The sequence below is a fragment of the Yersinia aldovae 670-83 genome (assembly GCF_000834395.1).
Lineage (GTDB): Bacteria > Pseudomonadota > Gammaproteobacteria > Enterobacterales > Enterobacteriaceae > Yersinia > Yersinia aldovae.
Window position 1 is genome coordinate 4,061,417 of sequence record NZ_CP009781.1, and the last position, 15,565, is coordinate 4,076,981.

A 15,565-nucleotide genomic window follows, 5' to 3' on the forward strand; every position below is an offset into this window, starting at 1 on the left:
AAGCAAAGTGTGCAGGCGGGTGCGGTGTAGTGCCGTTTCCGTCATATTTATATTTTTCCATGAAACGATAGAGAAATTCAGTCAATTAGTTTTATCAACTTGAATTGATTATTTGATCCGTGTCACAGCAGAAAATTTACTTGCAATGTGCATGATTTTTATACTAGAAATTGCTTTCAATAAGAATTCTTAATGAGTAATGTAACTTACTATTACTGAAAATAAATCGAGGTGATTATGTCGTTACAGCTCTTAAGACAAGCCATTCAGGCTCGTAAACCAATTTCATTTGAATATAATAAGCCTGGAAAGATTCCGGGTGAACGAATTGGTAATCCCCATGCTATTTTTATTATGAGAAAAAAAGACCAATCTGAGTCTACAAAAGTACATATAGTTCAAGTGGGCGGTGTCACAGATAGCGCACCTAATTTCCCAGAGTTTAGACTGTTTGATATTGCTGAAATTTCAAACATTAAAATTATTGATGCAGGTGCTCCTGTAAGTATCCCAGCTTTAGTTCCACGCACTTTTTGAGATTTCCGGGTTTTCAGCCATCAGCCGGTATTCTTCCGGTGTCAGGTTATTCAGGGATTCATGGGGCCGCTCACTGTTATATTCATTCAGCCAACGTTCCGTAATTTCCCGTGCTTCGTTCAACGTTCTAAACAGGTAAAAATCCAGTATTTCTGTCCGGTACGTCCTGTTAAACCGTTCGATAAATGCGTTTTGCGTCGGTTTGCCCGGCTTGATAAATTCCAGCATCACGCCATGCTCTTCGGCCCATTGCGCCAGAGCCAGTGATATCAGTTCCGGCCCATTATCCATCCGCATCTTCAGCGGATATCCACGGTTTGCTACTATTCTGTCTAGCACCCGCACGACCCGTTGCGCCGGGATATTTAGGTCAATTTCGATAGCCAGAGCTTCACGGTTAAAATCATCGACAACATTGAAAGTCCGAAAACGTCGGCCACATGTCAGCGCGTCGTGCATAAAATCAATCGACCAACTTTGGTTCAGGGCTTCCGGCGTTGCCAGCGGAGCCGGATTGCGTATCGGCAGACGTTGTTTACCCTTACGACGAAAATTCAGTTTCAGCAGACAGTAAATCCGGTGTACGCGCTTGTGGTTCCAGACGTGTCCCTGCCTGCGAAGTACCTGAAAAAGCTTCTTAAAGCCGTAGCGGGGATAGCGCTCGGCCACCTCTGTCAGCATTTGGATCACCGGTTCATCACGTCGTGTATCCGGTTGATAACGAAACACCGTCCTGCTCAGCGATAACGTCCTGCATGTCTGGCGTATGCTCATCGTAAACTGCGTGGTCAGATAGTTGACGAGCTCACGCTTTATCGCTGGTTTTAAAGCTTTTTTTCGATGACGTCTTTCAGTGCCCGGCATTCCAGACTCAGATCGGCAAACATCTGCTTCAGACGACGATTCTCGTCCTCAAGATCTTTGATTTTTTTGATGTCAGCGGCTTCCATCCCGCCATATTTCGCCTTCCAGTTGTAATAGCTGGCTTCGGAAATAGCAGCCTCACGGCACACATCTTTGACGGTCCTGCCCGCTTCGACTGATTTCAGTACGGCGATGATCTGGTGCTCTGTGAATCGGATCTTACGCATAGCGATCTCCTCAGGTGACATAATCAGTATGTCGGAAGATCTCTAAAAGTGAATGGGCCGTTTTGAGGGGATACTTACAGTACCACCGCCAATGAGGATCTCCAGCCAGTTTTTGTCTCGCATAGATAACTGGCGGTATATCGCCAAATGAGCTATTCGGGCGTTCTTCGTTATATTCTGTGCGCCAGTCTTCTGTTAGCGTACTTCAGAAAGTGTTCGGAACAGGTACATATCGAGAATTTCTGTTCTCAGAATTTTGTTAAATCGCTCAATGAATCCGTTCTGCATTGGCCTGCCTGGTTGAGTAAAGTCGAGTAATACTCCGTGAAGCTCTGTCCATTCAGCTAATACTGCGGCAGTGAGTCCCGGCCCGTTATCACCGCGTATAAAAGCTGGATAGTCCCTTTCCTACAGGCATATCCTGCGCCCGCGTCGTTCGCTGGTCTGATGTTCCGTCATAACGTAACGCACCAGCTCACGTTTTTCAGGCATCGTTAAAGTTTTTTTGCTACAACATCCTTAAGAATTTCATGATATAAGCTTAGAGATGCATACATCTGCTTTAACCGACGATTTTCCTCTTCCAGCTCTTTCATTCATTTAATATCAGAGGATGTCATGCCGCCGTATTTATATTTCCAGTTGTAATAGCTGGTCTCGGACACGCCGTTTTCGTGGCAGATATCCTTCACATACCGAGTCCCTTCAACTCCTTTCAGACCCCGTAAGATTTGAGTTTCAGTGAAACGCGCGTTCTTCATTATGAACCTCCGTTGGTTGTATTTTAACCAGAGAACTCCATTAAGCTGTAAGACTAAATTCAGGAGGGACTACATTGCAGGCAGTATGAGCCGAAAAGATAATTGCCTGGATAATGTTGTCAGAAAAAGATTTTTCCGCAGTCTGAAAGCGGAGTGAGTTAACTATCATTGTTATGAGACCCGGGGCCAGGGTATTGCAGACGTTATCAATTATATCGACAGTTATTTATAATCTGAAAAGTCAGAATTATCAACGGGGAAATCTATCGGCAAATGAACATGAACGCCGATTACAAAAATGTGCCTAAATCGGCTTTCGGAATTACTTGATCGTTACAGTTTAACCGGCAAATAGATAAGTAGAGTAAGCTATACGGCATGTAGTTGATAGTTTTATATATACAATATCAACTTGTTATTGTAATAACACCTTGCATTGTAGTCTTTCCCTTCCATAACTTACATCCTTTTCCTTCAATACAAACACCTTTATCTGATATTTCATTATTGAAAAAAGCTTTATAGTCATACTACTTTCAGAAAGCGGAATTACATCTTTAACTTCGTAGTAGCAATAGAAGAAGCACTCTGTCTAGTGAAATAACTGATTTCCTATGCTCGCTTCCGCTACATACTTGTACAAAACTTCCTATGTTTTTGTTATGTAGATAGAGTTTCCTGAGCACAACTATATTTAATACAGAATTAATAAATTGAGTACAAAAACTGATGGTTAAAATAAACCCGATATTTTCTTGTGCAATTGCAATTATGTCGTTTGGAAGCTCTAACGCTTGGTCGGTAATGACTAATATTGGAATCTCTCCCTGTAACAGTGGTGCAATAATCTGTAATGCAACTAGTCAAAATGATGTAACCGTCAGTGGTGCTGGTACGGTGACCTCAGTCTGGGAGGGCGGGAGTATCAGCCACAATATAGTGAAGGACTACGGGGTTATCAACATTCAGAATAATGGCACGGCAGATAAAACTTACGTCGATGTTAGCGGTACACTGAATATTAATCGCGGTGGTTTATCCAGCAACCTGTTGTTATCTGGAGGTAAGATAAACATCAATGCAGGGGGGGTAGCAAACGACAGTACCATAACAACCAGTATCCACCGCGCGGCACAGATATTTCTACTGGCCTTTGATTTTGATGTAGGTTTCGTCCATGCGCCACCGACGGCCCGCTGAACGTTGGTGTCGGCGGAAGGCTTTATCCAGCAAAGGTGTCAGCCTGAGAACCCAGCGATACAGGGTGGAATAGTCAACGACAACGCCACGCTCAGCCATCATCTCTTCGAGGTTGCGTAGGCTCAGTGAATAGGTGAGATACCAGTGAACACTCTGGGCAATAGTATCGACGGGATAATGCAGACGCTTAAAGGCTTTTCGGATAAGAGACAGGGGTAGGCGACATCACAAAAAAAACAGCATGTTACCGGACTACACCTTAATGCGACAGAACTTTGTGTAAAGCTAGTACGGTGTTAACAATAATAAAAAAAGGATACCTACATGTTTTATTTTCTGAAGAAAAGAGTAGTAAAGAAATTAGCAAAAAAAGTAAATGAAATTATTACAGAGTTAGAAGGGCTATATCTGAATGAGGGGGGGGGGATAGCACTGATGATTTTTATGAGTTGTTTAATGATACTTGTGAGAAGATCGATTATATTGAAGAGGTGGTGACTAAATACGAAAACTACTTCACTGAAAATTATCCTAAATACGCAGATAGACTACAATCCGTTATGTTTGTGGCTACTTCTTGCGCCAATGTTTGGCAAGACTCTTTACTAGAATAGTTACCAATATCTAATACTCTGCACTGATTTAATTATCAGTGTAAATGGTATAATATTATTAGAATGGAATGGGATGGTTTTAAACTCATTGCCACTAAGAAAAGCTAAAAACTATCTCCTTTAGTTAATGTCATTATTGGTTTTCTGATATTTACACCCAAATTAATTTTATTTGTAGGATAACTGATTTTGTGTGTCTGGCACAAACTGCTACAGATGTCATTTCTTAAGTACTCTTTAGCAGTATCAGTATTTCAAAAAAGAATGTTTACTAAATGATACGCTCTTCACGTTCATTGCTGCCGTTTCCTCCTTATTGTTTTTTGTGCTTAAAGATAATGGCCTATTACATGAACTGCAATGGGGTTTTATTTTACCTTTCACTGTACAAAACTGTAGTTAAATTAAATCAGTAAGTTACACACCACTAATTTTAAACTATCAAAATAACTTTTAACCACTTTCAAAATCCCCTTATTATTAATTTGGATTGCCAATATTTTAATCTCTCATCTTAATTCAATTCAACTTCAAGTGACTTAGAAAAGTGGGGCTATTAGCTGTCATCAAAGATGGCTCGTTAATTACTGCCACAGGTGGCCTTGATAAATATAAGACACTGATTACCGCAAGCGGTTTTGTTCTAATTCAATAACAAAAAATAATAATGCTCACTAACGTGAGTGCTAATAGTTATTAGCATTTACGGAGTAAACAATAATAAGGAAATTGTAATGGTCAACAAAGCCCAGCGTTTACCCGCCCAGATATAAGTCACATCACCGCACCAGACCTGATTAGGCTTTGTTACTGTAAATTGGCGTTCCAAATAATTGGGGATCGCAACGTGTTCCTTAGACGCCTTCTTATATCGATGGCCAGGCTGCTGACCGTTTAATTATGAGGCGATGATATCACCTCTATTCAGGTGGCCAAATTTAGTGTGCCACTACAATATTGAAAATTGAGATTGATTAATATCTTTATTTAGCAGTGTGTTAAATGTTTAATTTTACTCCTGTAGGGCACCATCTTTACGCCTTCTGAAGTCTATCTAACGCCATAAATTCCCCCATATAGTTAATGTACCTGTAACTAACTGATTTACTTTAATTTACCTACATCCACTGAGTTTTATAGATAGTTGGGGATATAAATGGGGGTAAGTCCAGGCTCAATGAAATGAGATACCCCATGTGAAACTAAACACCCTGTCTTGACCAATGACAAGGCGGCTCATGGGGGGGCTACTTTATAATTAGGCTCGTTTGTCTCCTCATTGGTATTAACTCATGGCTTATCAACTTAACCTTAATTGGCCCGAATTTTTAGAAAAATATTGGCAAAAACAACCTGTTGTATTAAAAAATGCTTTCCCGAACTTCGTTGATCCTATCACGCCGGATGAACTGGCTGGTTTGGCTATGGAGGCGGAAGTAGACAGCCGCCTTGTCAGCCATGCAAATGGTCAGTGGCAGGCCAGCAACGGGCCGTTTGAGCATTTTGATAATCTGGGTGAAACCGGTTGGTCGTTGCTGGCCCAGGCAGTTAACCACTGGCATTCCCCATCTGCTGAGTTAGTGTGCCCATTTCGTGTGCTACCGGATTGGCGTTTAGATGATCTTATGATTTCTTTTTCCGTGCCAGGTGGGGGAGTCGGGCCACATATTGATCAATATGATGTATTTATCATTCAGGGGATGGGCAGCCGCCGTTGGCGTGTTGGTGATAAACTGCCTTTGAAGCAGTTTTGCCCACATCCGGCACTGTTGCACGTTGAGCCTTTCACACCGATCATTGATGAAGATCTCGAACCGGGCGACATTTTATACATCCCGCCGGGCTTCCCACATGACGGATTCACCCATGAAACTGCGCTCAACTATTCAGTCGGGTTCCGTGGGCCAAACGGCAGGGATTTAATCAGTAGCTTCGCTGATTATGCGCTGGAAAATGATCTTGGTGGCGAGCATTACAGCGATCCTGATTTAACCTGTCGGGAACATCCGGGCCGAGTTGAAGAGTATGAATTAGATCGCTTGCGCGAGATGATGATCGATATGATTAATCAGCCGGAAGATTTTAAACAGTGGTTTGGTCGCTTTTCTACCACGCCACGCCATGAGCTGGATATATCTCCCGCACATCCGCCTTATGAGCCGGATGAGATTGCCGATGCCTTGATTGATGGTGGTGTTTTGACGCGCCTTAGCGGGTTACGGGTGCTGCAAGTCGGTAACAGCTTCTTCATCAACAGCGAGCGTCTGGAAATGGCTGATGCTCAAGCTGCTGATATATTGTGCCATTATACGGTTATTGGCAAAAACGAGCTGGGTGAGTTGTTACATAATCCGGCTTTCGTCGCTGAGTTAACCGAATTGATTAATCAGGGCTACTGGTTCTTCGACGAATAAAAATACATCAATGGCGGCTTCCGAAAGCGGTATAGCCTTATCCGATTCGGGAGTTGTGCCTTAAATCGGTTATTTTGCACTATATTCTTATTTTATTATAAAATAAGAATATAGTAATAAGTAGAGGGTGAAAATAGGTTGGTTAATATTCAGGTGATTATAGAAATAATAAGTTTTTATATCTTCTCTACACAAATAGTAATTGGTGAGTTGATGTTGCTTATTAAATAGGCATTATTAAATATCTTATTAACTTTAAAGATTCGTAGTGGTTGTGATGTACTTCCAATAATAAACGTTTCAATAAGATTCGTTGGGGATTGGTCGTGTTCTAAAGAGACACTGTTTTTTGTAGATATTGAAGTGTAATCACTTCCTTCATTCTTATTGTATTTTACAGTGACTAATTTCGATACAGGGTATTGACTCCCTTTCCATTTCACCAGACCTGATAACTCAATAAATCCATCATCATTATTTTGGTTTAAACTAATGGTAATGACACCATGAAAAGCTGGCGCTTCTGAAAATCCATCAGATAATGATAAGTTCACGTTGGCTGTACATGTTAAGCCGTTAAAATCATTATTATTGCTTTGGAAAGCATAAAATAACCCCCAAGGTAGCACTGATATACTCATCGCAATGATAATAAATAAGACGTTTTTTTTGATTTTTTTCATTTCAGGCTCTTTAAATAATAATAGTTGTCGCAAGAGTATATATTCAAATTATTAATGTCACATATTGAATAGAACTCTCGGCTATTTCTAAAGTTCATGCCTTCAGCTAACTTAGATTTATTTTTCAGACTATCGCCTTGGGAATTTACTAACAGAATATTATTACTTGAACATTTCAACCCCGTCTCGCTCATAAACTTATTTATATTTTCTTTTAGGTGAGCTTCATCATTTATTGATGTTTTCTTCGGGGTGTAGGTGTTGCATTTATTTATGACACCAATATAGTTAAGTGATGAGTTTTTTTCTCCATTATGGTTTTTTAGGAAAAATATAAATAAAAAAAGTGAAAGTAGAGGTAGTGACATATAGAAATAAACTGTACTTACACCTGTCTTTATACTTTTTTTGGTTATTACTTCTTCATTATTGATAGTATCTATCAAGATACTTTTTTCAATGGAAATACCTATTTTAGGAATCGTAACAATAAAGTCATCTACGCCACAGTCTCTTAGACTTTTTCTTAAAAAACTAATGTTATTATTAAGGCTAGTATTTGACGGTGCTAACCCATAATCTTCCCATACCAGTTTGTAAATCATATCTCTAGAAACAGGCTTTCCCTTATTCTCAATCAAAAGTGACAATATGCGAGATGATAAAGATGATAATTTCACTTCAACTTCAGTTGAATCCTTTAGATAAATGCCATCGTCTTCCACAAAAATAACTGTATTATTTATAATGTATTTCATAGCTATCCTTTATTGATTATTTTTAGTGGCATCATCTTATAATAGACTATTTTTAAAGGTTTAGTGTGAGAGTTTATTAAAGTATTTTGTGGCAATAAGTACATTTACTATTAGGTTAAATATCATAGATAAAGTTATTATCAAAATAATATGCTAATAATTTTTATGAAACTGACTTTGGATTAGCTGCATTTACTGTTTTTCGCCTCAACGTAATATTAATTGTATGAAAATGTAAATGTTACCGCTGAGTTAATACTTCCTTTTACGGCGGTGTTCTTGTTCCATTTTAATTGTGCTAAAAACGGTACTGCTACGGAGTTGATTGAACTAAGGTCCGCGATTGACTCCACGGTATTATAAACAATATAATTCCCACTGTTTAGGTTTTTAATTTGTAATGAGAGGCCGTTACTCAGATCCACTTCATTGCCATTAATAATAGGCTGAACACTACTGTATGTGGTGGAAACTTTAACGGGGTCACTACATGTTTTGCTTACCGTGATGGTGAAATTCCTTTCTTTTGCCACGGTACCGATCACCGGTTTATTCGCTATGATAGAACCAAAGTCAACTATATTAGGGCTGACCGAGGCTGTTGCATTACAGGTAATAAAACGGATGTTGCCTAAGTTGGATGCTGAATAAACAAGGTTAGAACCCGCTACATTATTCATACCGCCAGAGCCATCTAATTGGAAAACCTTAAAGCTAGCAAGAGGATATGTTCCTGAAGGCCTACTTCCAGATTTTTTAGCATAAACGTAATAGCTGGCATTAAATGTGGTTCCTGTACTCGGGCAGCCTGCACTATTGGAACACGTTGGAACAGTAATACCTATAGCGACCCCTTTTGTTGAAGAACTTGTGGCTGCATCAACGTTTACTCCATTAATGTTAGCACCCAGAGTAATTCCAGTGGGCATTACGATGTTACCTGGATTATAGTAGGCCTTTACAGCTTCTGCTGAAATTGTCGCTGTCATATAACATTTTACCGGTAGAACGCGCAATTCAGAGCGCCACACTATTGTGCCGTCCGGAACACTTTGTGGTATCGCGATACTGTTAGCGATTGATTCTGTAAAAATTGCCGATCCGGTGGTACTTAACACGCAGCTTAATGCCAAAACGTGCTGACTAGTAAACAAACCACTCACCAATATTAATATAAGATAGAAAAATCGGGAAAGAGGCAGATTTTTCGATAATACCCAAAGAGCGCTTGACTCTGTAGCCCTATTTTCTCTTACTACTTCTCTATTTGAATACATAATAGGATTCCTTTTGTATAGAACAGGCATGTATGATAAATGTCTCTATAATGAAGCTTTATGCTCGCTACCCGCGCCGCCAAAGTCAGTAATAATATACCAACTCACTTCACGGCCGTTGGTCGTTTTAGGTACTGTAAATGTGATACTACTTTTTGGCCCGACCCAATTGGCTTTTTCTACCTCAACTCCACCAACTTTAACTTGTTGAAAATTCATATAATAGGGCGTTGGATTGGTTACAGTTAACTGGTTCCCCTGTAACTGCCATTTAAGTTTATCGGTAACAACTTCAGGTATATCCATTAATTGCGTTGGGCGGTAAATCAACTTGATCCGATTTTTAATCGCGACTTGTAACGCATTCTGAGCCTCTCCGCCTTCAGCAGATGATTTGCTTACTGCGGCAATAGATTTAATATTTAACCAAAACATAGACTCGCGATCTGTGGGCAGGTTTCCATCTGTACGAATAATTCTTAGTAGATTTTCACGCTGCCCTTCAAAGCGGAATAAGGGCGGTGTGATAATAAAGGGCTGATTGGCCGTTTCCCCAAGTTCACTTTCAACCCAGGATTGCACTAAATAGGGATTGTTATCCGAATTTTTCAGATTTAATGATACGGATTTGTTTGCTTCCGGATAAATAACCCGGGTGCCACCGACTACGACGCCTGCTTGTACAGCGCTATTCAGTAACAATAATGACAAGATAAGAGTACGAATAAATAGCATGGTATAATAACTCCATTATGGCTATTGATAAATTAAATCCTGCTACTGTATTAATTAAAATAACAGGAAAGTGTATTAGCTAACTATAGTCTACGACATTGTAGATTTTCTATTTTATAAAGACCGAAAACGGGTTTCTGATCCGACAAACGATAATCTACCTGACACTGATTATCCGGAGACTTACCCCAACGAATCATTAAACGGCCTTTATCTGCCAGGCCTGTGAGATAAACGCTACCTCCATCGCCGACAATACTCCCCTGTGGCGATGTCGTGTCAATTTGCGTTACCGTAGCCCCGAAAGGCACCGGCTTACCATTAGGTTGCTGCAAAGTAATAACTGCACGATAACCGATTTGCGGCGCAAAATCGGCCCGCATTACTGCGCCACGAGTAGGAACTACAGTTTGGGTATTGATATCGACATCCATATCGTCTGGTAGCGTATTATTATCCAGCGCGACAGTATTCTGCCTGTAAGGGCTGACAAATGGCACGATAGCATAACCACGGTAGTCGGTTTTTACCCCTGATTGATTGTTAATTCCGACACCACTGGCTCCAGGGGCCTTAACCAGCACTATTGTTTCACCTAATGATTGTCCTAGAGTGAGGCCATCTTCATGGAGCAGCACTGCACCTCTAACACCATAATTAAGGCGTTGCTGATAAGTGTCGCTACTGTAACCACCACTAAGCTCACCATAAGTACCCCGATAGTTGGTATTCAGATTACTGCTACTCTCATTCGAACCGGCACTGTAGGACTGTTGCACACTCCAGTTCAGGTTATTATCGGCAAGTGCTGAACCATACAGCCCCACAGATTGACTGGCTTTCTGATTACTGCCTTGATTCAGGCTATAACTGGCAGAAGTGGACGGTAACCACTTGCTCAACGGAATAGAAATATTGAAAGTGACGGAATGATCATTATTTTTCACATAATTATTGGTACTACTGCTATTTTTTGCATAGGTATAATTAATATTATAGCTAACCTGATTCCAGCTATTACTATAACTCGTACTAATGGATTGCATCCGACGATCCTCACCCCAGTAATCCTCTCTGACGGCACTAATATTGAGAGAACCTAGCTGATCGGAGAGCCTCTGATTCATGGATATTTCAGCACGATTGCGGCTACCTGATAAACCATATTGTATGCCTGATTGCGCGTTATAGCTGTTGGCTACCTCTTGCAGAGTGGCGTAACCCGCTGTTGAGTAACGGTAACCCGCGATGGCAAAATTAGTACCGGTTTCCACAAGATTTTTACTGTAACGAATCCGCCAGGAGTCACCGCTAGTTTTATCCAACCCTTGTTTCTCTGCCGCTGCGTGAGTGATATCCACAGATAATGCCCCAACGCTGCCTAAGTTAGCACCCAGTCCCAATGCAGCAGACTGATAATGAGAGGCACCTTGGGCACCCCCATACAGCGTCATACCATGAGGCAAACCGTAAATACCGGTCAGTTGGGCAAATTTCATCTTTTCAATATTATTATCATAAGAGCGGAATTCTCCGCCTGACATGCTGTACTTCATTCGTCCTTCACGCATCAACACGGGTAATGAAGCAAAAGGGAATATAAGATGTTGTTCGCTCCCATCACTTTCCTTGATTGTGACGTCCAAATCACCATTTCCACCGGTGGAATACATATCGGTGATCTCAAAAGCACCTGGTGCAACATAACTCTGGTAGATAATATAACCAGACTGGCGGATAATTACCTGAGCATTGGTACGGGCGATACCGCGTACTACCGGAGCGTAGCCACGCAGGCTATCCGGGAGCATGTCATCATCGGAGGATATTTGTACTCCGCGTAACGGCACACTTTCAAATACATCTGAGGGGGAAGTGCTATCACCCATGATTAACTGACTACGAAGAATCGCAATATCACGTTGGACGTAGGTATAAATAGCTTGGGTACTGGTTTCACCCTTACTGTCTCTACCCCAAGTCGTATAATTACGAAAGCGCCAAGGCCCTAGATTAAGTCCGGGACGCAGATTTAAGAATTGGCTGTTACTCCGGTTATCGCCATCACTATTTTGTAGCCGACTTTGCGAACCGCTAAAATCATAGTTTAACAGCATGGCAGGAATACCATTATTCCACTGCTCGGGTGAGACATAACCGCGAGCCTGCATAGAAATAGCAGCTTGAGGAATACTCAGTTTTAATTGTTGCTGACCAAAATCAAATTCCTGGCTAGCTTGCGTAATAGCTGACAGATCCGAGCAACCGTCGGGACTGGCATTTAAAAGAGGGAATAACTCGATTTTTACTCCCCAACTTTTCAGATCATTTATTGGCAGACAGGCTTGCAAAACGTCTTTGCCTGCAATATTTTTAGCTTGTTTAAATTCAATATTTCTTTGTGTATCGACACGCTCATCGTTAATCAGAATATCGACGGAATAGTTACCAGGAGACTGAGAATCATCGGTATCAAACACAGACAAATCGGTATTGCTGGTTTGTGAGCCCACATTTTCCAACAATTGTGGATCAAAATAATCGTTAGCACTGGCCTGTTGACTGCTAATGCCTAAGAGAAATAAAGACGAAGAGATAAAGATCATCAATTTTTGTGGTTTAAATATATTTCTATTTTTTATTGACATCTTCGTTTTCATAAAACTTTTCCACGTGGATAACCAAATATGATTTTGGGGTGACGATATATAATGGGTGATAAAGGGATACTCCTTCTATATGACATGGATATTAATGACCATTTTTAGGAAGGTAGTATCCTGATAAATTTCGCCATTAATTTATTCTCTTGAACTTCATCTGATTTAAATAGATGAGGTTTGTTGTCGAATAAATATATTCACATCTACTAAGCTGATATTTAACTATATAGATAGCCTACGATATTCTATAAACTAGCTTCATAAGCAATCTGGTATAATTTACTTCCTACCAATATGCTTATAGATATCTTTTAGTACATAACGCAATTGAGGTTATAGTCAACAATGTTATAGCGTGAAGGCAATGTATATTTACAGTTTTAATCAAAGCAGGGGACATCATTATTGATGTCCCCTGTCAGATAAAATAATTAGTTGTAATCTACAACGAAGGTTGAACTGGCATTTGCTGTGCCTGCAGTTGCAACTGCAACAGCCTTATAACGGGCAACAAAGTCTAATGTGGTCGTACCACCAGAAACCAATGTTTGTTGTACAGAAGCTGTACGCAATGGAACAGGGGTATTACCATCAGCTTCCAAAATTTGTACACCAACACCTGTGGCAGTCTGGCCTGCAGTCAACGCTAATAGGCTCGTATCGGCGGCGACACTTGTACCATCAAATTTAACAGATACTTTAGTAGGAATAAAATCGACAGGGCAATCAGCCAATACAATGCTGAATTTTGTCGATCCAGAAGTTTTGCCTGCGCCAGAAAGGTTAGACTTGGCAATGCTGCCTAAATTAACAGTTTGGGTGCCTGCGACACCTGAGGTAATGTCACACGCTTGTTCTATAATGTTTCCGGTAAAATTGATAGTACCATCGGCTGCATGAGCCATAGAAGAAACACCGAGACCTAATACCAATGCAGTAATAATGTTTTTCACTTAAATAAACCTTAGAAGTATATCTGGAAATTAATCATGTACAGAGAGAATCATAAAAATTATTCACAATCAAAATGTTGGGAGTGCACTAATTTTATAAAATAGATCTTCACTATGTATAAACACTTAAGTACCTAACGTTTAAATATGAGGCGCTTAGTGGATGGTCGATATTTGAGCATGGTGTTGGCTAAGTAAATATAGGATAGATAGTGTAACTATGTAGGAAAACTCCTTCAATTTTGTAGTCCTTGCCGTTTAATTCTTACTATTATTAAGAATTAATGTCTGTATCTTATATATGCAGTTAGATAATTTAATAAGAATGCTATCCCTCATATTCAATATCTCACTGGAATTAAAAGCTTTTCATCTAAATAAACAATATAAATCCCTCACCAGGAGAGAGTAATTTCTGTTTCTGTACGGAAATTCATTCTTAGAAAAAACATTTCTACTTTTACTACTCACAAATGGTTGTTTGTGAATCGCAGATTTTCGTTACCACCTAATGATCACTGAATTAAAATTAAATGGATTTGGTACGACATTGATTATGCTGTCCATTAAAGGTGGTACAGCACTGTGTCTCTATTTCATCCGTAAGTGTAATAAAGAGACTATGTGTTAATTTTTAAAGGGATTTCTAAAATATTACTATTTTCCCTTTGAGAGTAAATTCAGGAAAGATAGTTTTGAAGTATCAATGTGTCTGCGATTTTAACCATTGTGAATGACAAGTGATAACGATTAAATTGATTTTGTGTTGCACCATAATGCATGTAGAGCGTGAGTGCGAGAAAGCACCATCTTTATTATCAAGCACCTTTTTTGTTGAGGCCGATTTGAAATGGCCATTATGTCTTTTTTTGAGCAATACCATCCTGTTGCTTACAACAAACCGACTGGTAGTGCATTTCTTGCACTTTAGTTAGCTAGCTCACCACTCGTTTTTTGTATTTTTTTGGTTTAAAAAAATAATATTAGGTGTAATTGTGGTTTTTTATGTCGTAAAAGATACGTTTTTAACAATTTGCTATCGTTTGGATGTTTAAGGTATAGAATTGTAGAAAGTTAAGCAGCAGTGAAAACATGACATCATCAGCGTGCTGAGGAAATTTAGAATCTGTGAGACATATTATTAATGAGTTTATTGGTTAGAAGTATCAATAGCGATTTTTAGGTTGTATCAACAATGCTTTTATTATTAACAATGACTGATTACAATAGAAATTCTAGATAAGTGCTAGTGTTTCTGAACTCAATTAACATTCAATTATACTGGGTTATACTATGCTTGTTGCTACAATATCTGATAATAATACCATTTTCGCAGAAGGTCTTAAGGTTATTCTAGAGGATAACTTTGGATGTTTCTCAATACAAGTTAAGGTTGCTGACGGCTGTGAGGGCTTGGATGTGTTGAGATTCCATATCTATGATGATAAAGATAATACAAAATTCAGCAGTGACACACTTAAAATAATTAATAGTAATGACGATATATCTGATGCTTCTTTAGAAGCCAATAGCTATATTTATCGAGATGATAAAGTTAACTCTATTGTATGTAAATCAAACTTTGTGCTTAACCTTCTTTTTTTTAAAGCGTTGACCAAGTCATTTTTATATCAAAAGAAGTTGCCAAAGGTTCTGTCAGATGCCGAAAGTAAAGTAATTTCCTTAATATCACAAGGACACAGTGTGACTGAGGTTGCCAAGATATTGAACAAGAGTGTAAAAACAGTGAGTGCCCAGAAAAAATCGGTAATGAATAAAATAAATGTGACTAACAACGCTGATTTCTATACTTGGATTTTCAATGGATTTGATAGAGCAAGCAGTTAATTAATAAAATTGATGATTCATAAAAAAATAC

Annotated in this window: 11 protein-coding genes and 3 pseudogenes; 4 read left to right on the plus strand and 10 right to left on the minus strand. The window is 39.5% G+C overall.

Features of this window, described 5'->3' with window-relative positions; translation table 11 throughout:
- Positions 1-237: 237 nt before the first annotated feature.
- Entirely contained in the window at positions 238-537 is a 300-nt protein-coding gene (locus tag AT01_RS18245; RefSeq protein WP_042548154.1) for a WYL domain-containing protein, read from the plus strand.
- Here the strand turns inward: AT01_RS18245 and AT01_RS18250 are convergent.
- Positions 517-1,628 (minus strand): IS3 family transposase gene (locus AT01_RS18250; RefSeq protein ID WP_144404905.1). Its coding sequence is split into 2 segments (ribosomal slippage): positions 517-1,367 and positions 1,367-1,628, totalling 1,113 coding nucleotides; the frame shifts between segments, so codons are not numbered across the junction. The genes AT01_RS18245 and AT01_RS18250 overlap by 21 nt on opposite strands.
- A 79-nt stretch (positions 1,629-1,707) precedes the next feature.
- Positions 1,708-2,389 (minus strand): annotated as a pseudogene (locus AT01_RS21880) (integrase core domain-containing protein); the annotation flags it as partial.
- Between the two features lie 804 nt (positions 2,390-3,193).
- On the opposite strand from AT01_RS21880, the gene AT01_RS21885 reads away from it, so the two are divergent.
- Positions 3,194-3,589, plus strand: coding sequence for a hypothetical protein (locus AT01_RS21885; RefSeq protein ID WP_042548155.1), 396 nt, complete (start codon positions 3,194-3,196; stop codon positions 3,587-3,589).
- Here the strand turns inward: AT01_RS21885 and AT01_RS21120 are convergent.
- Positions 3,536-3,802 (minus strand): annotated as a pseudogene (locus AT01_RS21120) (IS6 family transposase); the annotation flags it as partial. The gene AT01_RS21885 and the pseudogene AT01_RS21120 overlap by 54 nt on opposite strands.
- Before the next feature lie 1,107 nt (positions 3,803-4,909).
- Positions 4,910-5,092, minus strand: a pseudogene (locus AT01_RS21890) (IS3 family transposase); the annotation flags it as partial.
- A gap of 403 nt (positions 5,093-5,495) precedes the next feature.
- Between AT01_RS21890 and AT01_RS18270 the strand changes: the two are divergent.
- Positions 5,496-6,617: a ribosomal protein uL16 3-hydroxylase gene (locus AT01_RS18270; RefSeq protein ID WP_042548156.1), complete on the plus strand. Its 1,122-nt coding sequence runs from the start codon at positions 5,496-5,498 to the stop codon at positions 6,615-6,617.
- A gap of 176 nt (positions 6,618-6,793) precedes the next feature.
- On the opposite strand, the gene AT01_RS18275 is transcribed toward AT01_RS18270, so the two are convergent.
- The 6 genes from AT01_RS18275 to AT01_RS18300 all read right to left on the minus strand — a co-directional run bounded on the left by AT01_RS18275 (position 6,794) and on the right by AT01_RS18300 (position 13,686).
- The gene (locus AT01_RS18275) at positions 6,794-7,300 is read right to left on the minus strand and encodes a hypothetical protein (RefSeq protein ID WP_042548157.1); all 507 of its coding nucleotides are present in this window, start codon (positions 7,298-7,300) and stop codon (positions 6,794-6,796) included.
- A complete protein-coding gene (locus tag AT01_RS20310) occupies positions 7,297-8,058 on the minus strand; it encodes a winged helix-turn-helix domain-containing protein (protein WP_052489984.1) in 762 nt (253 codons plus the stop codon). The genes AT01_RS18275 and AT01_RS20310 overlap by 4 nt, the downstream gene beginning before the upstream one ends.
- 218 nt (positions 8,059-8,276) lie before the next feature.
- Complete coding sequence (locus tag AT01_RS21895) at positions 8,277-9,335, minus strand: fimbrial protein (protein ID WP_144404956.1); 1,059 nt, start codon at positions 9,333-9,335, stop codon at positions 8,277-8,279.
- 45 nt (positions 9,336-9,380) lie between these two features.
- Complete coding sequence (locus AT01_RS18290; protein ID WP_004700858.1) at positions 9,381-10,070, minus strand: fimbrial biogenesis chaperone; 690 nt, start codon at positions 10,068-10,070, stop codon at positions 9,381-9,383.
- Positions 10,071-10,153: 83 nt separating this feature from the next.
- Positions 10,154-12,718 carry a fimbria/pilus outer membrane usher protein gene (locus tag AT01_RS18295; RefSeq protein ID WP_082039802.1) on the minus strand — a complete coding sequence of 855 codons (2,565 nt, stop codon included), beginning with the start codon at positions 12,716-12,718 and terminating at the stop codon, positions 10,154-10,156.
- Positions 12,719-13,164: 446 nt separating this feature from the next.
- Entirely contained in the window at positions 13,165-13,686 is a 522-nt protein-coding gene (locus AT01_RS18300; protein WP_042548159.1) for a fimbrial protein, read from the minus strand.
- A gap of 1,293 nt (positions 13,687-14,979) precedes the next feature.
- Between AT01_RS18300 and AT01_RS18305 the strand changes: the two genes are divergently transcribed.
- A complete protein-coding gene (locus AT01_RS18305; RefSeq protein WP_042548160.1) occupies positions 14,980-15,534 on the plus strand; it encodes a helix-turn-helix transcriptional regulator in 555 nt (184 codons plus the stop codon).
- The last annotated feature ends 31 nt before the right edge of the window (positions 15,535-15,565 follow it).

What these genes read in the sequence shown, in the direction of transcription:
- AT01_RS18245 (WP_042548154.1), top strand. Translation starts at nt 238, where the DNA reads ATGTCGTTACAGCTCTTAAGACAAGCCATTCAGGCTCGTAAACCAATT.
- AT01_RS21885 (WP_042548155.1), top strand. Translation starts at nt 3,194, where the DNA reads ATGACTAATATTGGAATCTCTCCCTGTAACAGTGGTGCAATAATCTGT.
- AT01_RS18270 (WP_042548156.1), top strand. Translation starts at nt 5,496, where the DNA reads ATGGCTTATCAACTTAACCTTAATTGGCCCGAATTTTTAGAAAAATAT.
- AT01_RS18275 (WP_042548157.1), bottom strand. Translation starts at nt 7,300, where the DNA reads ATGAAAAAAATCAAAAAAAACGTCTTATTTATTATCATTGCGATGAGT.
- AT01_RS20310 (WP_052489984.1), bottom strand. Translation starts at nt 8,058, where the DNA reads ATGAAATACATTATAAATAATACAGTTATTTTTGTGGAAGACGATGGC.
- AT01_RS21895 (WP_144404956.1), bottom strand. Translation starts at nt 9,335, where the DNA reads ATGTATTCAAATAGAGAAGTAGTAAGAGAAAATAGGGCTACAGAGTCA.
- AT01_RS18290 (WP_004700858.1), bottom strand. Translation starts at nt 10,070, where the DNA reads ATGCTATTTATTCGTACTCTTATCTTGTCATTATTGTTACTGAATAGC.
- AT01_RS18295 (WP_082039802.1), bottom strand. Translation starts at nt 12,718, where the DNA reads ATGTCAATAAAAAATAGAAATATATTTAAACCACAAAAATTGATGATC.
- AT01_RS18305 (WP_042548160.1), top strand. Translation starts at nt 14,980, where the DNA reads ATGCTTGTTGCTACAATATCTGATAATAATACCATTTTCGCAGAAGGT.